Below are 19,805 nucleotides of genomic sequence, written 5' to 3'. Positions count from 1 at the left end.
AGAGAGATGGCCGACAATCAGCTCACCCGCTGGATGGGTGGCTCGCCGTTCTGGGTGCTCGTGCGTCTGATCCTGCTCTGCGTGGTGGTCGGCGTCATCCTCTCCGCGCTCGGGCTCGACCCGATGAACATCCTGTCGAGCCTCGAGGGACTGGTGCGCCACCTGTTCCATTTCAGCTTCGACGCCGTCGAGAAGCTGTGGCGCTACTTCGTGCTCGGCGCGGTCATCGTCATCCCGCTCTGGCTGATCACGCGCATCGCCAGCCGCGGCCGGTGAGGCCGTGAACATCGGTGCCGACGGCCGGGTGGAGGTCACCTCCCGGCGCTTCCTGGCCATCGCCCTGCCGGCGACCCTGGCGCAGATGACGACGCCGCTGCTCGGCCTCGTCGCCACCGGCGCCATCGGGCGGCTCGGCGACGCGGTGCTGCTCGGCGCGGTCGCGGTCGGTGCGCTGCTGTTCGACTTCACCTTCTGGATCTTCGGCTCGCTGCGCATGGGCACGGCGGGGCTCACCGCCCAGGCGCTCGGTCGCGGCGAGGGCGTGGAACTGCGCGCCGTGCTGGTGCGCGCGCTCATCATCGCCGCCGCCATCGGCCTCGTGCTGATCGCGCTGCAGTTCCCGATCGGCCACGCCGCCTTTTCGCTGATGGGCGCGAGCGAGGGCGTGCATGCCGCGGCGGCGCTCTATTTCTCGATCCGCATCTTCTCCGCGCCGTTCGCCATCGCCAATTTCGCCCTGCTGGGCTGGTTCGTCGGCGTTGCGCGCACCGATATCGGGCTCGGCCTCCAGTTCCTCATCGCCGCGGTGAATGCGCTCGCCACGGGGGCGCTGGTGCTGCACTGGGATTTCGGCGTCGCCGGCGCCGCGCTCGCCAACGTGCTTGCCGAGACCGCCGGCACGCTGGCCGGGCTGGTCGCGGCGGCCCGCCTCGTCGGCCGCGACTGGCGGGTGCCGTGGCGCGCCGTGCTCGACCGCGCCCGGCTGGTCGAGACCGTCGCGGTCAACTCCGACATCATGGCGCGCACCGGCCTGCTCATGGCGGTGCTGATGTTCTTCACCACGCAGGGCGCGCGCACCGGCGACGTGACGCTGGCCGCCAATGCGGTGCTCTACAACATGGTCATGGTGAGCGCCTTCTTCCTCGACGGCTTCGCCACCGCCGCCGAGCAGGTCTGCGGCCAGAGCATCGGCGCGCGCGACCGGCCGGGCTTCCGCCGCGCGGTGCGCCTCACCCTCGCCTGGGGCTTCGGCTTCGCCGCCCCCGCGACGCTGGCGATGCTGCTGGGCGGCGGGGCGCTGATCGACCTGCTCACCGCCAACGGGCAGGTGCGCCTCGTCGGGCGCGAATTCCTGCCGCTGGCGGCGCTGACCCCGCTCATCGGCGTCGCGGCCTTCGCCTATGACGGCATCTACGCCGGCTCCGCCTGGGCGCGCGACATGCGCAACATGATGCTGCCGGCGGTGGCGCTGTTCTTCGCCGTGTGGTGGTTCGCCCAGCCGCTCGGCAATGGCGGGCTGTGGTTCGCCTATCTCGCCTTCATGGGCGGGCGCGGCCTGTTCCTCGCCTGGCGCATGCCGGCGCTGGAGCGGCGCTCCTTTCCCGGCCCCGCGTCCGCCGGTCCGCTGAGCCCGCAGTCGGGCTCCTGAGCCGGCAACGCGCGACCCGCCGCGCTCAGCCAGCCACGCTCAACCCGGGAACGGCTCGGCGAGCCGGGCGGCGACGCCGCGACCGACCAACGCGGCGAGGCTCACGCCTTCCTTCTCCAGATGCGCCAGCAGCCCGGCCTTGATCCGCTCCACCAGCCCCAGCCCCTCATAGACCAGCCCGGAATAGAGCTGGATCAGGCTGGCGCCGGCCTCGATCTTGGCGATCGCGGTCTCGGCGCTGTCGATGCCGCCGACCCCTATCAGCGGGAAGGCGCCCTCTACCCTTGCATGGCTCTCCGCCAGCATGCGGGTGGCGAGCGGGAACAGCGGCCGGCCCGAGAGACCGCCCGCCTCGTCCTTCTCCCGCGCCCGCAGGCCGGCCGGGCGGGAGATCGTGGTGTTCGCGACGATCAGCCCGTCTATGCCGCGCCGGCGGGCCACCTGCACGACGCCGTCGAGATCAGTAAGGGCGAGGTCGGGGGCGATCTTCACCAGCAGCGGCACGCCCGGCGCCGCCATGTCGCGCGCCTCGATCACCCGCGCCAGCAGCTCGTCAAGCGCCTTCTCCTCCTGCAGGTCGCGCAGGCCCGGCGTGTTGGGCGAGGAGATGTTGGCGGTGAAGTAGCTCGCCAGTCCGGCGAAGGTTCTTATGCCGGCAACATAGTCGGCCGCGCGGTCGGTGCTGTCCTTGTTGGCCCCGACATTGACGCCGACGATCCCCGCCCGTCCGCGCCGCGCCATGACCCGCGCCACCAGCCGCGCCTTCGCCGGCCCGTGGCCGCCGCTGTTGAAGCCGTAGCGGTTGATCACGCCGCGGTCCTCGCTGAGGCGGAAATTGCGCGGGCGCGGATTGCCCGGCTGCGGGCGCGGCGTGATGGTGCCGACCTCGACGAGGCCGAAGCCCGCGCCCAGCATCGCGTCCGGCACCTCGGCCTCCTTGTCGAAGCCGGCGGCGAGGCCGACCGGGTTGGGAAAGGCGAGCCCGAACGCCTCGACCGCGAGCCGCTCATCGTCCGCCCCGGCCCGGCGCGGCGGCAGGCAGGACAGGGCGCGGATGGCAAGGCCGTGCGCGCTCTCCGGGTCGATCAGCCGGGCGAAGGGCAAGGCGAGGTCGAGCAGGGCGCTCATCGGCGGTCAACCTTCCTCGGAGGAGGGGAAAATGTCGGGCGGAAACATATGCCGGCCTTCCGGGCCGAGCGGCAGCTCCCGCACCCAGGCGACGGCATCGAGCGGCAGCGGCCCGTAGAGATGGGGGAACAACGCGCCCCCTCGCGAGACCTCCCAGCGCAGCCGGCCCAGTTCCAGCGCCGCGGTGCGGACCGCGACCAGCAGCAGGTCGGCCTGCCCGGCGAAGTGCTTCGCCGCGGTCTCCGCCATCTGTCCGGCGGTCGAGAAATGGATGAAGCCGTCCGCCAGATCGACCGGCGCGCCGGTGAAACGGCCAGCCGCCTCGGCCGCCTGCCAGGGCGCGCACGGGGTGATCTTGAAGATGAGCGAAGCATTGTCCGGGGCCATGACAAGGGCTCTAGCGGTCGCCGCCCGAACTGGCAACTTTAACTCCAGGTTGCAAGTTGCCAAACATTGGACTTCTGCGAGAATAGGGTATATTTCCCATGGCTTAGATAAAAGTCCGGCCCCCCATGCTGACCCATGCCCAGATCTGGCGGGCGATCGATCGGCTTGCCGAGCGCCACGGCCTGAGCGTCTCGGCTCTGGCCAAACGAGCCGGACTCGACGCCACCACCTTCAACCGGTCCAAACGCGAACAGACGGACGGGCGGCCGCGCTGGCCCTCCACCGAGAGCGTGGCCAAGATCCTCGCCGCCACCGGCACCAGCCTCGACGATTTCATGCAGTTGGTAGCCGGCGTGCGGATGGGCGGGCGCCCGGTGCCGCTGATCGGCTTCGCCCAGGCCGGCGCGGGCGGCTATTTCGACGATGCCGGCTTTCCAGTCGGCGGGTTCTGGGACGAGATCGTCTTTCCCGACATCGGCGACGACCATGCCTACGCGCTGGAGATAGCCGGCGATTCGATGATGCCGCTCTACCGCGACGGCGACGTGGTGGTGGTCTCGCCCTCGGCGCCGATCCGGCGCGGCGACCGGGTGATCGTGAAGACGCGCGAGGGCGAGGTGATGGCCAAGGAGCTCAAGCGCCGCACCGCGCGCACCATTGAGCTGCGCTCGCTCAATCCCGAGCATCCCGACCGGATGCTCCACGACCGCGAGATCGCCTGGATCGCCCGCGTGCTGTGGGCGAGCCAGTAGGTCCGGCATCCACGAACATCCGCGCCCATGAAAAAAGGACGGCCCGCGCGGGGCCGTCCTTCCATTCGCTGGCGAAGCGCTGCCGGTCAGCAGCGCACGGCGATCCGGTTGCCGTAGCGGTCGCGCGTCCAGCACTCCCTCGGAGCCGTGGCGGCGCCGACGACCGCTCCGGTGCCGGCACCGATCGCCGCGCCCGCGGCCGCGCCCGAGCCGCCGCCGGCGATGCCGCCGATGATCGCGCCCGCGCCGCCGCCGACCAGCGCGCCCGTGCCCGCGCGACGTTCCGTGGTGGTGCAGGCCGCCAGGCTGAACGCCACCGCGCCGATTGCCAGAATCCTGAGCATCATGGTTTCTCTCCAGACTTGGCCGCCCCGAGAAGCCGGCCCCATTGATCCGGTGCGCTAACGCCCGGACCGGACGGTCGGTTCCGGCCGAAAGGCCGTTCGCGCCCGCCGCCGGCCTCGCCAGTCGCCGCCGGACCGCCGCCTCGCGCCGCTTTCCCGCCGTTTCCGTGGGGTCCAACCCTTCCGGCCGGCGGGTGCCGACACTACGTTCCGGGGGACCCTTTCCGACCCGTGGAGTTGCACATGAGCATCCGCCTTGGAGACACCGTCCCCGATTTTGAAGCGCAGACCACCGAGGGCCCGATCCGCTTCCACGAGTGGCTCGGCGATTCATGGGGCGTGCTGTTCTCTCACCCGAAGAACTTCACCCCGGTCTGCACCACCGAGCTCGGCCAGGTGGCCCGGCTGAAGCCGGAATTCGACCGCCGCAACGTGAAGGTGATCGGCCTGTCGGTCGACCCGCTCGACGCCCACGCGAAATGGGCCGACGACATCGCCGAGACCCAGGGTTTCGCCCCCAACTTCCCGCTGATCGCCGACGAGGACCGCACCGTCTCCGGCCTCTACGACATGATCCATCCCAACGCCTCGGACACCATGACCGTGCGCTCGGTGTTCATCGTCGGGCCGGACAAGAAGCTGAAGCTCTCCCTCACCTATCCGGCGAGCGCAGGGCGCAATTTCGACGAGATCCTGCGGGTGATCGATTCGCTCCAGCTCACCGCCAGCCATTCGGTGGCGACGCCCGCGAACTGGAAGGAAGGCGAGGACGTCATCATCGTTCCCTCGGTCAGCGACGAGGCGGCGAAGGAGAAGTTTCCGCAGGGCTGGAAGACGCTGAAGCCCTATCTGCGCATGGTGCCCCAGCCCGGCAAATGAGCGGGGAACAGCCCGGCATACGGGCCGGCGGATAGCCGGGAAAGGATCACGCCCGGCGTGCTGCCGCAGCGCGGGGACACCTTACGGGTCGAGCCCCCTGCCGTACTCGATGAAGCCCGAGCGCTCGGCGACGCCGTCATAGAGCCGACGCGCCTCGGCATTGGTCTCGTGGGTCAGCCAGTAGACCCGCGAGCAGCCGAGCCGGCGCGCCTCCTCCCCCACATGGGCGATCAGCGCCCGCCCGACGCCCCGGCCGCGCGCGCCCTCATCAACGTAGAGGTCGTTGAGATAGCAGTAGTCGCCGACCGCCCAGGTGGTGCGGTGGCGCACATAGTGGGCGAGGCCGAGCGCCTGCCCGTCGGCAAGCGCCAGCGCGCCCCACATCGGCTCCACCTCGTCGAGCATGCGCCGCCACGCGGTCTCGCCGACCTCGGCCGGAATGTCGACCTTGTAGAAGCGCTGGTAGCCTTGCCACAGCGGCAGCCAGGCCGCGTGGTCCTCCGCGCGCAGCCCGCGAACCTCGATCACGCCAGCACCGTGCCGGCTCCAAGCGGATTGCCGCGCAAAAAATCCGGCGCCGACATCGCCCGGCTGCCCGCCTTCTGCACCTCGACCAGCCGCACCGCGCCCTCGCCGCAGGCGATGGTGAGCGCGTCGTCCAGCACCTCGCCCGGCGCGCCCGCGCCGTCGGCCAGGCTCGTGCGCAGCACCTTCACCCGCGCCCCGTCGAGCTCGAACCAGGCGCCGGGAAAGGGCGAGAGGCCGCGCATGTGGTCGTGCACCTGCCTTGCCGGCCGGCGCCAGTCGACCCGCGTCTCGCCCTTCTCGATCTTGGCGGCATAGGTCACGCCCTCGCCGGGCTGGGGGGTGAAGGCGAGCGCGCCGCGCTCCAGCGCCGCCAGCGCCCGGCCCATCAGGTCGGCGCCGATCCCCATCAGCGCGTCGTGCAGCTCGCCCGCCGTCATGTCCGGGCCGATGGCGACGCGCTCGATCAGCCCCACCGGGCCGGTGTCGAGCCCCGCCTCCATCTTCATCACCGCGACCCCGGTCTCGGCGTCGCCGGCCATGATGGCGCGCTGGATCGGCGCCGCGCCGCGCCAGCGCGGCAGCAGCGAGGCGTGCAGGTTCAGGCAGCCGAGCGTGGGCAGGTCGAGGATCGCCTGCGGCAGGATGCGGCCATAGGCCACCACCACCGCAACGGCCGCCTCATGGGCGGCGAAGGCCGCCGTCGCCTCCTCGCCGCGCAGGGTCGAGGGGGTGAGCACCGGCACGCCGAACTGCTCGGCCGCCCGGTGAACCGGCGAGGGCACGAGGTCGAGCCCGCGCCGCCCGCCCTTGGCCGGGGCGCGCGTATAGGCGGCCACCACCTCGTGGCCGCGCCCGACGATCTCGGCGAGCGTCGGCACCGCGAAATCCGGCGTGCCCATGAAGACGATGCGCATGATGGGGCCTCCCGGGGCGGTACGTAATGGTCGGGGTGCGCGGGAAGGCGCACGGGCAAGCCACGCGAGACCGGCGGCGGCTCAGGCGCCGTCGCGCTCCTTCTCCCGGGCGATCTTGGTGAACTTCTTCACCACCCGGTCGCGCTTGAGCTTGGAGATGTGGTCGATGAACAGCACGCCATTCAGATGGTCGATCTCGTGCTGCACGCAGGTCGCGAGCAGTCCCTCGGCGTCGATTTCGCGGGTCTCGCCGCTGAGGTCCATGTAGCGCACCCGCACCCGCGCCGGGCGCTCGACCTCGGCGTAATATTCCGGGATCGACAGGCAGCCCTCCGAATAGACCGACAGCTGGTCCGAGGCGGCGATGATCTCCGGGTTGATCAGGGCGATCGGGTTCTTCTTCCGCTCGCCCTCCTCCTCGCCGTCCTCGTCCTCGCCTTCGCGCGGGCCGACATCGATCGTCACCACGCGCTCGGGCACGCCGACCTGGATCGCCGCCAGCCCGATGCCGGGGGCTTCGTACATGGTCTCGAACATGTCCTCGACCAGCGCGCGCACCTTGGCGTCGACCCGGACCACAGGGTCGGAGACGAGGCGCAACCGCGAATCGGGAATGATGACAAGAGGGCGTATCGACATGATGGCGTTGAGATAAGCGCTGCGTGCCCGCGGGTCAACGGAGCCCGGTGCGGGCGCGTTCGCCTTCTGTTCGCATCCGGTGCGGAATCTGCTACAAGCGCGCCATGGATCAGGTGCTCCTCACCCTCGCCGGCCGCCCGGTGACGCTCGCCGAGCTGGTCGCCGGGGCGGCGGGGCTCGCCATTCTCATGCTGCTCCTGCTGCTGCGCTCGGTCGCCCGCAGCGCCCGCGCCCGCGCGCTGGAGGCGGACGAGCAGGCCCGCCGCGCCGGCGAGCTGGAGGAGCGCCTTCTCGAGCTCGCCCGCAGCCAGGCCGAGACCAGCGGGCGGGTGCGCTCGATGACCGAATATCTCGCCCAGCGCCAGGGCGAGCTCGCCCGCGCCGTGGCCGAGCGGCTCGACGCCTCCTCGCACCGCATGGGCGAGAGCCTCGCCCGCGCCAGCGAGACCACCCACGAGAACCTCGCCCGGCTCAACGAGCGCCTCGCCCTCGTCGACCAGGCCCGCCAGAGCCTGGGCGAGCTCTCCGGCCAGGTGATGAGCCTGCGCCAGACGCTGTCGAACAAGCAGGCGCGCGGCGCCTTTGGCGAGGGCCGCCTGCAGGCCATCATCGCCGACGGCCTGCCCAGGGACAGCTTCGCCTTCCAGCACACGCTCGCTAGCGGCCGGCGCGCCGACTGCGCGGTGTTCCTGCCGGGCGACAAGCGCCCGCTGCTGATCGATTCCAAATTCCCGCTGGAAGCCGTCACCGCCTTCCGCGAGGCGGAGAGCGCGGAGGCACGCAAGCAGGCCGAGACCCGCCTGAAGCAGGATGTCGGCAAGCATGTGCGCGACATCGCCGAGCGCTACCTCGTCGGCGGCGAGACGCAGGACCTCGCGCTCATGTTCGTGCCCTCCGAGTCGGTCTATGCCGAGCTCAACGAGCATTTCGACGAGGTGATCCAGCAGGCGTTCCGCGCCCGCGTCATCCTGGTCTCACCCTCGCTGCTGATGCTGGCGGTGCAGGTGGTGCAGGCGATCTGCCGCGACGCGCGCATGCGCGAGCAGGCCGACCTGATCCGCACCGAATGCGGCCGGCTGGTCGCCGACGTGACGCGGCTGCGCGAGCGCATCGGCAATCTGGAGAAGCACTTCGCCCAGGCCGGCGAGGACGTCGCCCAGGCGGTGATCTCCGCCGACAAGGTCGCACGGCGCGGCGCGCGCATCGAGCAGCTCGAATTCGACCGCCCCGCGCCCGAGGCGGCGGGCGGAAACAGGGAACGCGCATCCGGAGACGCGGCGGCGGAGGCTTCGGCCGCTCCGGCCGAGCATGGGACCGAACACGGGGCCGGGGACGCCGCCGACATCCTCCCCGCCCCGCTCGGCTTCGGCGCCGCCGGCCGGCGCGCGGCGGAATAGGCCCTCGCCCCTCGCTCAACCGCCGCGCATCCCCATCCCCGCCCGCACGGGTGCGCCCGCATGTCCCGTCCCGGCCGTCCTGTTTTCGTTCGCTCCGGAAAGACAATCTGATAGATTGATAGAATCTTTCTATCGTGCGCGTAGCCGGGAAGCGTGTGTGATCGACCGTTTTGAACTTTTGCTGGCGCTCGCCAAGGAGCGCCATTTCGGCCGTGCGGCGGAAGCCTGCGGCGTCACCCAGCCGACGCTGTCGGCCGGCCTCAAGCAGCTCGAGGAGCAGCTCGGCGTGCGCCTGGTGGAGCGCGGCTCGCGCTTCATCGGCTTCACGCCGGAGGGCGAGCGCGCGCTGCAATGGGCCCGCCGCGTCATCGGCGACGTGCGCGCCATGCGCCAGGAGATCGCCGGCATGCGCAAGGGCCTGGCCGGCCATCTGCGCATCGCCGCCATCCCCACCGCCATGCCCATGCTGTCCGAGCTGACCACGCCGTTCCACGAGAAGCATGCGGACGTGCGCTTCACCCTGATGTCGGCGAGCTCCAACGAGGTGCTGCGGCTGATCGAGAATCTGGAGGCCGACGCCGGCGTCACCTATCTCGACAACGACCCGCTCGGCCGGGTTAAGACGGTGCCGCTCTACAAGGAAGGCTACCGCTTCCTCACCTCCGTGCACGCCCCGCTCGGCGACCGCGCCAGCGTGACCTGGGAGGAGATCGGCCAGGTGCCGCTCTGCCTCCTCACCCCGGACATGCAGAACCGGCGCATCGTCGACAAGCAGCTCGCCGAAGCCGGCCACGCCGCCATCCCGATGCTGGAGGCGAACTCCACCATCGCCCTGCTCTCGCATGTGCGCACCGGCAAATGGGCGAGCGTCGTCGCCAACACGCTAGCCGACGTCTTCGCCTTCCCCGCCAGCATCCGCTCAATCCCGATCGAGCAGCCCTCGGTGCTGCACCAGATGGGGCTGGTGGTGCTCGACCGCGATCCGATGACGCCGATCGTCACCGCGCTGATGCAGGAGGCGCGCAGCATCGCCGCCACCCTCGCCACGCGGATCTGACGCCGGCCCGCGCGCAACCGAATCCCGCGCGTCGCGCCTCGGCGGCGAACCGAACCCGCCGGCCGAACTCCGTGTCGCCCCGATGCCACCCGCAGGCACCGCTTTCCGCCCGCTCACGCCATGTTTAGCCGGGTGGGAACCGGGCGAGGCCTGCGTCGTTGTCCTGACGACGCGGCTCTGCCGCATAGCACAGTGGAGGCTCACATGCTCGGTTGGGCGCTGACCTTTCTGGTGATCGCGCTGATCGCCGCGGTCCTCGGCTTCGGCGGCATCGCCGGTACGGCCATCGGGATCGCCAAGATCATCTTCTTCGTCGCGATCATCCTGTTCCTCATCTCCGCCGTCTTCGGCATGATGCGCGGGCGCGGGGTTCCCTGATCCCCGCCGGCGCCGCCGGACGAAAAGTTTCGGAACAGAAACGAAAACGCCTCCGCACCATGCGGGGGCGTTTTTGTGTGTGCCTTTCAGCGGCGCCCCGGAGGGATCGACGGGAAGAGATCCCCCAGGATAGCGGCGCGTCACCGGTTCACATGCATACGCACGCAAACGCGGAACGGCACGCGCCGCCTGTCATGCCGGCGCGTGCCGAAGCTGGTGCAAAAAGGGGATAAGGAAAAGCCTAGCCGGCGGCGAGAACCGCCCGGGTGGTCTTGTCGGGACCGAAATCCTCGACATCCTCGATCGCCAGCAGCTCACCCAGCCGCCGCCGCGCGCGGTTGACGCGGCTCTTGATGGTGCCGACCGCGCACTGGCAGATATCCGCCGCCTCCTCGTAGGAGAAGCCCGACGCCCCCACCAGGATCAGCGCCTCGCGCTGGTCGGAGGGCAGCTTGTCGAGCGCGGTGCGGAAATCCTCGAAATCCAGATGCGTGTTCTGGTCCGGATTGCTGGTCAGCGTGGCGGCGAAATTGCCGTCCGAATCCGGCACCTCGCGGCGGCGCTTGCGGTATTCCGAGCGAAACAGGTTGCGCAGGATCGTGAACAGCCACGCCGGCAAATTGGTGCCGGGCCGGAAGCTGCCGATGTTTGCGAAGGCGCGCAGCAGAGTCTCCTGCACCAGATCGTCGGCGCGGTCGACGCTGCCGCTGAGCGAAATGGCGAAGGCCCGGAGATTCGGGATCGCCGCAATGATCTCGTCGCGCAAGGCCGGATCGAGGTTGGTCACCGCCGCATCCCTCACTTGTCGCCGGATTCCGAGCTTTTCGGACCCTTCGCATCGAGCTGCGCCAGGAGATCCATGAATCGGTCCGGCACGCCCTGCCGCACGACGTCGTCATACATGGCGCGCAGATGCTGGCCGATCTTGGCCTGAATTTCGCTGCCGAGGCCCGACTCGTGCGAGTTCGGCAGATGTGTGTTCATCAGGGTGTCCGCGCTCGCGGTCCCGCCCCCGGACTGCTCATCATTCATTGTCTTTTTTCCCGACATTGAGCCTCCGAACGCCTGGTGTGGAGGGATGGCTCCGTCGCTGCCTGCCAACCGATAACAACGAAAAGGACAGACAGTTCCCGGTGCCAAACAAATTTCGAAACGATTTAGTACGCACTATGGAACCGCAGGGCCGATGTCACGTTAATGATGGCTTGGTCACGCATTCCGGGGAGATCACGTGTGAGCACATCCCAACTCGTCGCGCAGCACCTTCCGTTCCTGCGCCGTTACGCTCGCGCACTCAGTGGAAGCCAGTCCGCGGGCGATGCCTATGTCACGAGCCTGCTCGAGACGCTGATTGCCGAGCCGAGCACCTTCGACCAGACCAACGGTCCGCGCGTCGGGCTCTACCGCCTGCTGACGCAGCTCTGGAACTCGGTGTCGATCAATGCTGAGGTAGACAAGGGCCCGCTCCCCATCCAGGGTGAGCAGCGCCTCGGCCACATAACGCCGGTCGTGCGGCAGGCGTTCCTTCTCGTCTCGCTCGAAGGCTTCGCCGAGGAAGAGGCGGCCGCCATTCTCGAGATCGACGTGCCCACGCTGCGCAACCTCGTCGAGGAGGCCGGCCGCGAGCTCGCCGCGGAGATCGCCTCCGACGTGCTCATCATCGAGGACGAGCCGTTCATCGCGCTGGACCTCGAAGGGCTGGTAGAGAGCCTCGGCCACAGGGTCACCGGCATCGCGCGCACCCATTCGGAAGCGGTCAGCCTCGCCCGCCGCAAGGCTCCCGGCCTGATCCTGGCCGACATCCAGCTCGCCGACGGCTCCTCGGGCCTCGATGCGGTCAACGAGCTGATCGAGAGCGTCGATGCGCCGGTGATCTTCATCACCGCCTACCCCGAGCGCTTCCTCACCGGCGTGCGGCCGGAACCGGCCTTCCTCATCGCGAAGCCGTTCCAGCCCTCCACCGTCGCCGCCGTCATCAGCCAGGCGCTATTCTTCGATCGCAAGGCACGTCCCCGGGAGCAGCGCGCGACCGCCTGATCCCGTCGAATGAACGATACGTTTCTCGGCTACGTGGACGACACCGCGCGGTTCATTACCGTGGTGGCATCCCTGGGTATCGCCTGCGGTCTGCTGCTGCTGCTCAACCGGCGGCGCAACCTGACCGCCCGCATGTACCTTCTCGGCTATGTTCTGACCGGGCTGGTGCTGTCGTTCGGGCTGCTGTCGCTGCTGGCGATGTTGAACGCGGCGCAGGCCATTCCCAGCCTGCAGACCGCGATCAGGGTCGGGCTCGCCGCGCTGAACCTCATCGGCGTTGCGGTGCTGTGGTACAATTTCCGTGCCCTGGTGAACCTGCCCGCGCCCGACTATGTGGCGCGCGAGCAGCGCCGGCTTATGCTGGAGCTCGCCACCGCGCTGCAACGCTACGAGATGGCGCTGCGCGGCTCGAACGTGTCGATCTTCACCCAGGACCGGGACCTGCACTACACCTCGGTGTCGAACCCGCTGTTCGGCTTTCCGGTCGACCAGGTGCTCGGCGCCACGGATGCCGACCTGCTCGGCGAGGCGCGCTCGCACCCCATCGTCATCCTCAAGCGCGAGGCGCTGCTTTCGGCCGAGGCCCGCAAGGGCGAGACCGAGGTCGAGGAGGACGGCGCGAAATACTGGTACGACCTGCATATCGAGCCGCTGCGCGACCTCTCCGGCAACACGGTCGGGCTCACCGGCGCCGTGGTCAACGTCACCGAGCGCAAGGAGAACGAGCGCCATCTGCGTCTGCTGATGCGCGAGCTCACCCACCGCTCCAAGAACCTGCTGGCGGTGATCCAGGCCATGGCCCGCCAGACCGCGCGCCATGCCGGCTCGATCGACGCGTTCGTCGAGGTGTTCAGCGCCCGGCTGCAGGCGCTCGCCCGCTCGCACGACCTGCTGGTGCAGGAGAGCTGGCACGGCGCCTCGCTGGCCGACATGGTGCGCTCCCAGCTCGGCCATCAGATCGACCGCGAGAACAGCCAGGTCGAGGTCAGCGGGCCGGATATCTTCCTCAAGCCCGAGGCGGCGCAGAATATCGGCCTCGCCCTGCACGAGCTCTCCACCAACGCCGCCAAATACGGCGCGCTGTCGGTGCCCAGCGGGAAGGTGAACATCACCTGGGGCCGGTGCCCGCCGGAAGCGGGCGGCGGCTTCGAGCTGTCCTGGCGCGAGAGCGGCGGCCCGCCCGTCTCGCCCCCGCGCGAGCGCGGCTTCGGCTCGCTCGTCATCGAGCGCAACCTCGCCCGCGCCCTCGACGGCGAGGTCACGCTCGACTTCGCCCCGACCGGGCTCAACTGCCAGATCAAGGTTCCCCAGGCCCACCTCCTCGCCGGACGCTGAGCCGGCGACGGAGGACTTCCCGCACGTGGGAAGGAGGCCTCGCACGGAATGGTCGTCCCGCGCGGCTCATCGCGGCCGCACGCTTCGACATGCTCCCCCGCGCTCCCGCTCCGCGCACGCGCTCGTGATGGCACCGGGGAACCAATGCGTTTCACCAACGTTAACCACGCGGCGGACGGGGAATAAGTCCTGTCGCGCCTTTGCCAGTGATCCTCGCCCGTCGGACGGTCCCGCCGGGAGCGCGTCGTGCGCTCCCGCGATCGGATTTCCACGTTCCGTATTCGGGTTGGGATGCCGCGGCCGGCGCCGCGGCGGGTGCTGTTCCGGTATCGGGCCGGAAGACACCGTGGGGCGCCGGGATCGAGGCGACGGGGGAGCGGGCGCGGACGATCGGCACGGAGCCGGTTGGGGCGCGGGCCGGCCACGCCGCCCAGGGAAGTGGGAGAACGCAGATGGTTCGCATCGGCAATGTGGTTCTCAGGTCATCGGTCTATCTGGCCGGCGCCGCGACCGGCGTCGTCGTGGCGCTGCCGCTGATGGCGGCATCCTTCGGTGCCGTGGCGGCCTCGCGGGCGGTGCCGCCGGTCGTCGCCATCGGCGAGATGGGCCCGCACGAGCCCGTCTACCAGGCCTCCATGGTCAACCGCGCGGCCAAGGGCCCGCGGCTCGACATCGGCATCCCGACCGCCAGCACGGCGGGCGAAGGGGCGCCGGTCGCCATTCCCGTGGGCGCCACGACCTTCGCGCCCCCCGTCGTCCCGGCCACCGCGCCGGGCGCCATGACGCCGGCGGACGCCACGCCGTCCGCAATTCCCGCCTCGACGATTCCGGCTTCCGCCATCCCCGGCTCCCCGGCCCCGACGCGGGCCATGGAGACGCCGCGCGGCTGCCTGTCGTCGCTGGGCGTCACCAAGTCGAATCTCGCGACGGAAGAGATGACCGTGTGCGTCGCCGACGCCTCGCTCATCAATTGAAATATATTGAAACAAGACTTCAGAGCGTCAGCAAATAATACCTAGGAACTAACCTTTAGGTACTTCGTTGTTGAGGCAGTACGGTTCACCTGACCGGCTTACTGAGACAGTCTTTTCCATATCAGGAGAGAACGAATGACCAGCAAGCTCGCCACCCTCACCGCGATTACGGCCCTGTCGCTCGCGCCCGCCGTGGCGTTTGCTCAGAGCCCCTCCGGTACCGACACCACCACCCCGCCGGCTGCCACCCAGACCACGCCTCCGGCGTCGAGCCCGCAGGCCCCCGCGGCCGAGATGCCCGACTCCACCATGCCCAACGCGTCGGGTTCGACCAACGCCATGCCGAACAGCAGCGCCGACGCGACCAAGACCGTCGCGCCGAACACGCCGAAGTTCGTCAGCACCCAGTCGAGCGGCCAGTGGCTCGGCTCGGACCTGATCGGCACCGACGTCGTGACCTCGAATGACGAGGACCTCGGCTCGATCAGCGATCTGGTCGTGGAGCGCGACGGTACCATCGTCGCCGCCGTGATCGACGTGGGCGGCTTCCTCGGCATCGGCGCCAAGCCGGTCGCGGTGTCCTTCGACTCGCTGACGCCGACCCCGACCGACAACGGCCAGAAGATCGTCGTCGCGCTGACCAAGGAAGAGCTGAACGCCGCTCCGGAGTTCAAGACCCTTGAGCAGATGCAGGACGAGTCGGCCTCGAAGACCAACTGAGGCGCGTCGGCCGGGTCGTGAGTTGAATGACCGGCATCTCGTGAGTTCGACCGCGATCGCGGTCCCCGCCTAGCGACGTCATGCATCACATGCGACGTCAGGACGGACATGCCCGGCCGTGCGCCGGGCATGTCGCGTTTTAAGCGAAGGGTTTCGAGGCAATTCGCCTGCTCGCCGCGCCGCGGCGCACCAATCGCGGCAACGCACGATGACGCGGCGGGATGGATCGGTTAAAGCGGTGGTCCGATCAGGACCGCACCATGAACGACATCCGCCGCCGCAAACGCCCCGAGACCCCCTTCAAGGAACTGTTCGACATCGACGCCATGCGCGTCGAGCTGTCCGCGCTCGCCCGCGAGGTGCTGGGAGGGGCCAAGGGCGGCGGCGAGATCGAGCTGCGCGGCCAGCTCGCGCGCCGCCTCAAGGTCGCCTACCAGGAAGGCCACAAGACCGCCGAGCGCTGGCTGATGCAGGACGGCTCCGGCCGGCGCTGCGCCGAGCGGCTCTCGCGCCTGCAGGACGAGATCCTCCAGCTCGTCCATGAACTGGTGGTGAAGTTTCTCTACCCCGCCGACAACCCCTCCACCGCCGAGCGCATGGCGATCGTCGCGGTAGGCGGCTACGGGCGCGGGTTGATGGCGCCGGGCTCGGACACCGACATCCTGTTCCTGCTGCCCTACAAGCAGACCGCCTGGGGCGAAAGCGTCGCCGAGGCGATGCTTTATGTACTGTGGGACATGGGGCTGAAGGTCGGCCACGCGACCCGCTCGGTCGACGAATGCATCCGCCAGGCGCGCGCCGACATGACCATCCGCACCGCGCTGCTGGAGGCGCGGCTGCTGCTCGGCGAGCAGGCGCTGTTCAACGAGCTCGCCACCCGCTTCGACAAGGACGTGGTCGAGGGCACCGCCGCCGAGTTCGTCGCCGCCAAGCTCGCCGAGCGCGAGGAGCGGCTGCGGCGCGCGGGCCAGTCGCGCTATGTGGTCGAGCCTAACGTCAAGGACGGCAAGGGCGGCCTGCGCGACCTGCACACCCTGTTCTGGATCGCGAAATACGTCTACCGCGTGCACGAGACGCGCGAGCTCGTCGCCAAGGGCGTGTTCACCGCAGAAGAGGCGAAGATCTTCCGCCGCTGCGAGGATTTCCTCTGGTCGGTGCGCTGCCATCTGCACTTCCTCGCCGGCAAGCCTGAGGAGCGCCTCTCCTTCGACCTGCAGCGCGAGATGGCCGAGCGGCTCGGCTATATGGAGCATCCCGGCCTGAAGGACGTGGAACGCTTCATGAAGCACTATTTCCTCGTCGCCAAGGACGTGGGCGACCTCACCGCCATCGTCTCGGCGGCGCTGGAGGAGCGCCACGACAAGCCGGTGCCGCGGCTCAACCGCATGATCGCCCGGCTGCGCCGCTCGCCCAACCGCAAGCTCAAGGAGAGCGCGGACTTCATCGTCGACCACGACCGCATCAACGTCGCCGATTCCAGCGCCTTCGGCCACGACCCGGTCAACCTGATCCGCATCTTCCAGCTCGCCGGCAAGCACGGCCTCGCTTTCCACCCGGAAGCGATGCGCCTCGCCACCCGCTCGCTCAAGCTGATCGACCAGCGGGTGCGCGAGCATCCCGAGGCCAACCGCCTGTTCCTCGAGATCCTCACCTCGCGCAACGCGCCCGAAATCGTGCTGCGGCGCATGAACGAGGCTGGCGTGCTGGGCCGCTTCGTGCCCGAGTTCGGCCGCATCGTCGCGATGATGCAGTTCAACATGTACCACTCCTACACGGTGGACGAGCATCTCATCCGCTCCATCGGCGTGCTGTCGCAGATCGAGCGCGGCGACCGGGCCGAATACGGCCTCGCCAACGAGCTGGTGCAGCAGATCAAGAACCGCCAGTTGCTCTATGTCGCGATGTTCCTGCACGACATCGCCAAGGGCCGGCCGGAGGACCATTCGATCGCCGGCGCCCGGGTGGCGCGCAAGCTGTGCCCGCGCTTCGGCCTCTCCTCCAGCGACACCGACACGGTCGCCTGGCTGATCGAGCAGCACCTCACCATGTCGAGCGTCGCCCAGTCGCGCGACCTGTCGGACCGCAAGACGATCGAGAACTTCGCGAGCGTGGTGCAGAACCTCGAGCGCATGAAGCTGCTGGAGATCCTCACCACCGCCGACATCGCCGCGGTCGGGCCCGGCGTGTGGAACAACTGGAAGTCCCAGCTGCTGCGCACGCTCTATTACGAGACCGAGCCGGTCGTCACCGGCGGCTTCTCGGAGACCAACCGCGCCCGGCGCGTCGCCCGCGCGCAGGCCGAGTTCCGCGCCGCCGAGCAGGACTGGGACGCCGAGGCGATCGACGCCTATGTCGCCCGCCATTATCCCAGCTACTGGCTGCAGACCGATCCCGGCCAGCAGGTCGCCCATGCCCGCTTCATCCTGGCGGCGGAAGCCGAGGGGCGCGCCCTCGCCACCACCTCGCAGACCGACGTGCGGCGCGGCATCACCGAGCTCACCGTGTTCGCGCCCGACCACCCCAAGCTGCTCGCCGTCATCGCCGGCGCCTGCGCGGCGGCGGGCGCGCACATCGTCGACGCGCAGATCAGCACCACCACCGACGGCCGCGCCCTCGACACCATCGCACTCACCCGTACGCTCGAGCGCGACGAGGACGAGCTGCGCCGCGCCGACCGCATCGCCGCCGCCATCGAGAAGTCGCTCTCGGGCGAGATCCGCCTGCCCGACGTGGTGGCGAAGAAGCTCACCCGCCGCCCGCGGGCCTTCACCGTCGAGCCCGAGGTGACGCTCAACAATTCCTGGTCGAACCGTCACACCGTGATCGAGGTCTCCGGCCTCGACCGGCCGGGCCTGCTCTACGGGCTGACCCAGACCCTGTCGCGGCTCAACCTCAACATCGCCTCGGCCCATGTGGCAACCTTCGGCGAGCGGGCGGTGGACGTGTTCTACGTCACCGACCTGATGGGGGCGAAGATCCTCGGCGCCGCCCGCCACTCCGCCATCCGCCGCGCCCTGCTCCACGTGCTCGACGCCGACGACGAGGCCAACGCGGCCTGAGGCGGGGCTTCCGGCGCTGACCCTGCCGGCGTCCGCCCGCCGCGTGCGGGCGTGACCCGCCGACACGGCGGGCCGGCGTCATCCCGCCACCCAAAATTGCCCCCTTAGCCCTTCCTGGCGGGTTCCCGTCGGGCCATCCGCGAAATGGTCCCGCGAATGGCCCGAACCGCGAACCTAACTGGTGGCGTGGCGCCGGCCGGTGATCCGGTTGCGCATAGGCTTTTCTACGAACAGGAAAAGCAGTGTCGAGACGGTGAGCGTCAGGACCAGATAAACCGACAGCGCCAGCCAGGGCGGCCACGCAGCTAGCCCTTCGACGAACCTCGTGATGACGACGAGGATGATGAAGTGAACCATGTAGATGGCGTAGGAAATCTCGCCCAGGAACACCATCGGAGGTACCGCGAGCAGGCGGCTGATAATGCCGTTGCCGTTCGCCAGCGCGATGATCAGCAGCGCGAATGCGGGCACGAGCCCGTTGGACAGGTTCATCCATAGCTGGACGCGCTCGCCGAAGACGATATCCAGCCCGCGCATTTCGGTCATGTGGTAGCCGAGCCACCAGCCGAAGATGACGATCCCGATTTCAACCGCGGATGCGAGGATGAACGATCTGGGCAGCAAATGGCGGAAGCGCATCCATGCTAGGCAGCAACACATCCCGACCATGAACTGGAACAGGCGAGACAACGGATTGACCAGTCCCAGGGCCTCAGCTGTGATTGTCGACGGAGCGCCGGTCATGGGGATCGAAAGGACGGCGGTAGCCCAAGCGATCATGAAGCCTGAAAGCAACGAGGCACCGAGCTTCCAATGCCAGTTCCTCGACAGATTGCGCCGCAAGACCGGAAACAGGGCGTAGAAGAATGCTTCGTTCGACAGCGACCAGCTCACCGCATTGAACGAGAAGGCCGCCCCCATGGTCGGCCACCAGCTTTGCAGGAGCACCAGATTGAGGCCGGCTATCGCCGCCGTTTCGAACGGCGTCGGGAATACGGTGTTCACCGCGAGGACGATGGCAGCGATGAAGGTAACAAAATGCAGCGGCCAAACCCGCGCAAACCGGGCGATATAGAAGGCTCGTAGCCGCCTCGGTCCTTTCACGTCCTCATAGACATAGGTGAGGATGAAGCCTGACAGAACGAAGAACAGGGTGACCCCGTGCCCGAGCGGGTACTCGACAGCCGGAACGCCGAAATTCCCATTCAAATGGAAGATGACGACCCCCAACGCGGCAAAAAACCTGAGACCCGTGAGTGCGTCTGGACGCGATTTTTGAAATGGATCGACGGCACCGGAAGTCATATGCGCCTACTGGAAGAACACTGCGGATCGGCACTATATCCGTTGATCGTTCTTTCCATAGCGGCTCGGGGCTGCGGGCGAGATGCTCACTGCTCGAGCACGTGGACTTTGATGCCGACCTACGCGGCGGCTGCCGGGGCGTCCACGAAGATCGTCAGCCCCGGATAGCCGACCCGACCGCCACCCCATCGCAGGCCCGCCGCAGACGGCGCAGGAACCGCATGTCGTCGCGGGTCTCCCGCCGGTCCCGAAACGGCCGGGAACACCCCTACCCGAGGGCCGTTGAAAACAAAGGCGTGTCACAAAATAGCCTGTTAGGCCCCT

At 68.8% G+C, this 19,805-nt stretch carries 21 protein-coding genes; 12 read left to right on the top strand and 9 right to left on the bottom strand.

All coding sequences use genetic code 11. The features are described 5' to 3' along the window. The first annotated feature begins 6 nt into the window (after positions 1-6). Both NVS83_RS11895 and NVS83_RS11890 read left to right on the top strand, forming a co-directional pair. Positions 7-276, top strand: coding sequence for a DUF6460 domain-containing protein (locus NVS83_RS11895; RefSeq protein ID WP_258732582.1), 270 nt, complete (start codon positions 7-9; stop codon positions 274-276). Positions 277-280: 4 nt separating this feature from the next. Further along, positions 281-1,648, top strand: coding sequence for an MATE family efflux transporter (locus tag NVS83_RS11890; RefSeq protein WP_258739490.1), 1,368 nt, complete (start codon positions 281-283; stop codon positions 1,646-1,648). A gap of 39 nt (positions 1,649-1,687) precedes the next feature. On the opposite strand, the gene NVS83_RS11885 is transcribed toward NVS83_RS11890, so the two are convergent. Both NVS83_RS11885 and NVS83_RS11880 read right to left on the bottom strand, forming a co-directional pair. Next, the gene (locus NVS83_RS11885) at positions 1,688-2,776 is read right to left on the bottom strand and encodes a quinone-dependent dihydroorotate dehydrogenase (protein WP_258739489.1); all 1,089 of its coding nucleotides are present in this window, start codon (positions 2,774-2,776) and stop codon (positions 1,688-1,690) included. A gap of 6 nt (positions 2,777-2,782) precedes the next feature. Next, positions 2,783-3,163, bottom strand: coding sequence for a DUF952 domain-containing protein (locus tag NVS83_RS11880; RefSeq protein ID WP_258739488.1), 381 nt, complete (start codon positions 3,161-3,163; stop codon positions 2,783-2,785). A gap of 125 nt (positions 3,164-3,288) precedes the next feature. Here NVS83_RS11880 and NVS83_RS11875 point away from each other — a divergent pair, with 125 nt between their 5' ends. Further along, positions 3,289-3,915 (top strand): S24 family peptidase, encoded by a 627-nt coding sequence (locus NVS83_RS11875; RefSeq protein ID WP_258732578.1) that lies wholly within the window; start codon positions 3,289-3,291, stop codon positions 3,913-3,915. Positions 3,916-4,001: 86 nt separating this feature from the next. Here NVS83_RS11875 and NVS83_RS11870 read toward each other — a convergent pair whose 3' ends face one another. Then, entirely contained in the window at positions 4,002-4,262 is a 261-nt protein-coding gene (locus tag NVS83_RS11870) for a YMGG-like glycine zipper-containing protein (protein ID WP_309486192.1), read from the bottom strand. 240 nt (positions 4,263-4,502) lie between these two features. Between NVS83_RS11870 and NVS83_RS11865 the strand changes: the two genes are divergently transcribed. Further along, positions 4,503-5,138 carry a peroxiredoxin gene (locus tag NVS83_RS11865; RefSeq protein WP_258732577.1) on the top strand — a complete coding sequence of 212 codons (636 nt, stop codon included), beginning with the start codon at positions 4,503-4,505 and terminating at the stop codon, positions 5,136-5,138. Between the two features lie 81 nt (positions 5,139-5,219). Here NVS83_RS11865 and NVS83_RS11860 read toward each other — a convergent pair whose 3' ends face one another. The 3 genes from NVS83_RS11860 to def all read right to left on the bottom strand — a co-directional run bounded on the left by NVS83_RS11860 (position 5,220) and on the right by def (position 7,219). Beyond that, positions 5,220-5,666 carry a GNAT family N-acetyltransferase gene (locus tag NVS83_RS11860; RefSeq protein ID WP_258739487.1) on the bottom strand — a complete coding sequence of 149 codons (447 nt, stop codon included), beginning with the start codon at positions 5,664-5,666 and terminating at the stop codon, positions 5,220-5,222. After that, a complete protein-coding gene (fmt, locus tag NVS83_RS11855; protein WP_258739486.1) occupies positions 5,663-6,580 on the bottom strand; it encodes a methionyl-tRNA formyltransferase in 918 nt (305 codons plus the stop codon). The genes NVS83_RS11860 and fmt overlap by 4 nt, the downstream gene beginning before the upstream one ends. A gap of 81 nt (positions 6,581-6,661) precedes the next feature. Beyond that, positions 6,662-7,219, bottom strand: a complete 558-nt coding sequence (gene def, locus NVS83_RS11850) for a peptide deformylase (protein WP_258739485.1) — start codon at positions 7,217-7,219, stop codon at positions 6,662-6,664. A gap of 104 nt (positions 7,220-7,323) precedes the next feature. On the opposite strand from def, the gene NVS83_RS11845 reads away from it, so the two are divergent. The 3 genes from NVS83_RS11845 to NVS83_RS11835 all read left to right on the top strand — a co-directional run bounded on the left by NVS83_RS11845 (position 7,324) and on the right by NVS83_RS11835 (position 10,051). Next, a complete protein-coding gene (locus NVS83_RS11845; protein ID WP_258739484.1) occupies positions 7,324-8,616 on the top strand; it encodes a DNA recombination protein RmuC in 1,293 nt (430 codons plus the stop codon). A 157-nt stretch (positions 8,617-8,773) separates the two neighbouring features. Then, complete coding sequence (locus NVS83_RS11840) at positions 8,774-9,673, top strand: LysR family transcriptional regulator (RefSeq protein WP_258739483.1); 900 nt, start codon at positions 8,774-8,776, stop codon at positions 9,671-9,673. 204 nt (positions 9,674-9,877) lie between these two features. Then, complete coding sequence (locus NVS83_RS11835) at positions 9,878-10,051, top strand: DUF1328 domain-containing protein (protein WP_258732568.1); 174 nt, start codon at positions 9,878-9,880, stop codon at positions 10,049-10,051. 241 nt (positions 10,052-10,292) lie between these two features. Here the strand turns inward: NVS83_RS11835 and NVS83_RS11830 are convergent, their stop codons facing one another. Together NVS83_RS11830 and NVS83_RS11825 are read right to left on the bottom strand one after the other, a co-directional pair. Beyond that, positions 10,293-10,838, bottom strand: a complete 546-nt coding sequence (locus NVS83_RS11830) for a sigma-70 family RNA polymerase sigma factor (RefSeq protein WP_258732566.1) — start codon at positions 10,836-10,838, stop codon at positions 10,293-10,295. A gap of 11 nt (positions 10,839-10,849) precedes the next feature. After that, on the bottom strand, positions 10,850-11,035 hold the full coding sequence (locus tag NVS83_RS11825; protein ID WP_258739482.1) for a NepR family anti-sigma factor: 186 nt from the start codon (positions 11,033-11,035) through the stop codon (positions 10,850-10,852). Between the two features lie 249 nt (positions 11,036-11,284). Between NVS83_RS11825 and NVS83_RS11820 the strand changes: the two genes are divergently transcribed. From NVS83_RS11820 to NVS83_RS11800, 5 genes are all read left to right on the top strand, one after another. Beyond that, entirely contained in the window at positions 11,285-12,088 is an 804-nt protein-coding gene (locus tag NVS83_RS11820; protein ID WP_309486191.1) for a response regulator, read from the top strand. A gap of 9 nt (positions 12,089-12,097) precedes the next feature. Further along, positions 12,098-13,423 (top strand): sensor histidine kinase, encoded by a 1,326-nt coding sequence (locus NVS83_RS11815; RefSeq protein ID WP_258739481.1) that lies wholly within the window; start codon positions 12,098-12,100, stop codon positions 13,421-13,423. Positions 13,424-13,875: 452 nt separating this feature from the next. Then, positions 13,876-14,397 carry a hypothetical protein gene (locus tag NVS83_RS11810; RefSeq protein ID WP_258739480.1) on the top strand — a complete coding sequence of 174 codons (522 nt, stop codon included), beginning with the start codon at positions 13,876-13,878 and terminating at the stop codon, positions 14,395-14,397. Positions 14,398-14,532: 135 nt separating this feature from the next. Beyond that, a complete protein-coding gene (locus tag NVS83_RS11805; RefSeq protein WP_258732560.1) occupies positions 14,533-15,117 on the top strand; it encodes a PRC-barrel domain-containing protein in 585 nt (194 codons plus the stop codon). A 260-nt stretch (positions 15,118-15,377) separates the two neighbouring features. Then, the gene (locus NVS83_RS11800; protein WP_258739479.1) at positions 15,378-18,176 is read left to right on the top strand and encodes a [protein-PII] uridylyltransferase; all 2,799 of its coding nucleotides are present in this window, start codon (positions 15,378-15,380) and stop codon (positions 18,174-18,176) included. Positions 18,177-18,350: 174 nt separating this feature from the next. Here the strand turns inward: NVS83_RS11800 and NVS83_RS11795 are convergent, their stop codons facing one another. Further along, positions 18,351-19,481 (bottom strand): acyltransferase family protein, encoded by a 1,131-nt coding sequence (locus tag NVS83_RS11795; RefSeq protein ID WP_258739478.1) that lies wholly within the window; start codon positions 19,479-19,481, stop codon positions 18,351-18,353. Positions 19,482-19,805 lie beyond the last annotated feature (324 nt).

This window comes from Ancylobacter mangrovi, assembly GCF_024752335.1.
GTDB lineage: Bacteria > Pseudomonadota > Alphaproteobacteria > Rhizobiales > Xanthobacteraceae > Ancylobacter > Ancylobacter mangrovi.
The sequence above is the reverse complement of the archived record's forward strand: the minus strand, read 5'-3'. Positions and strand labels throughout refer to the sequence as shown.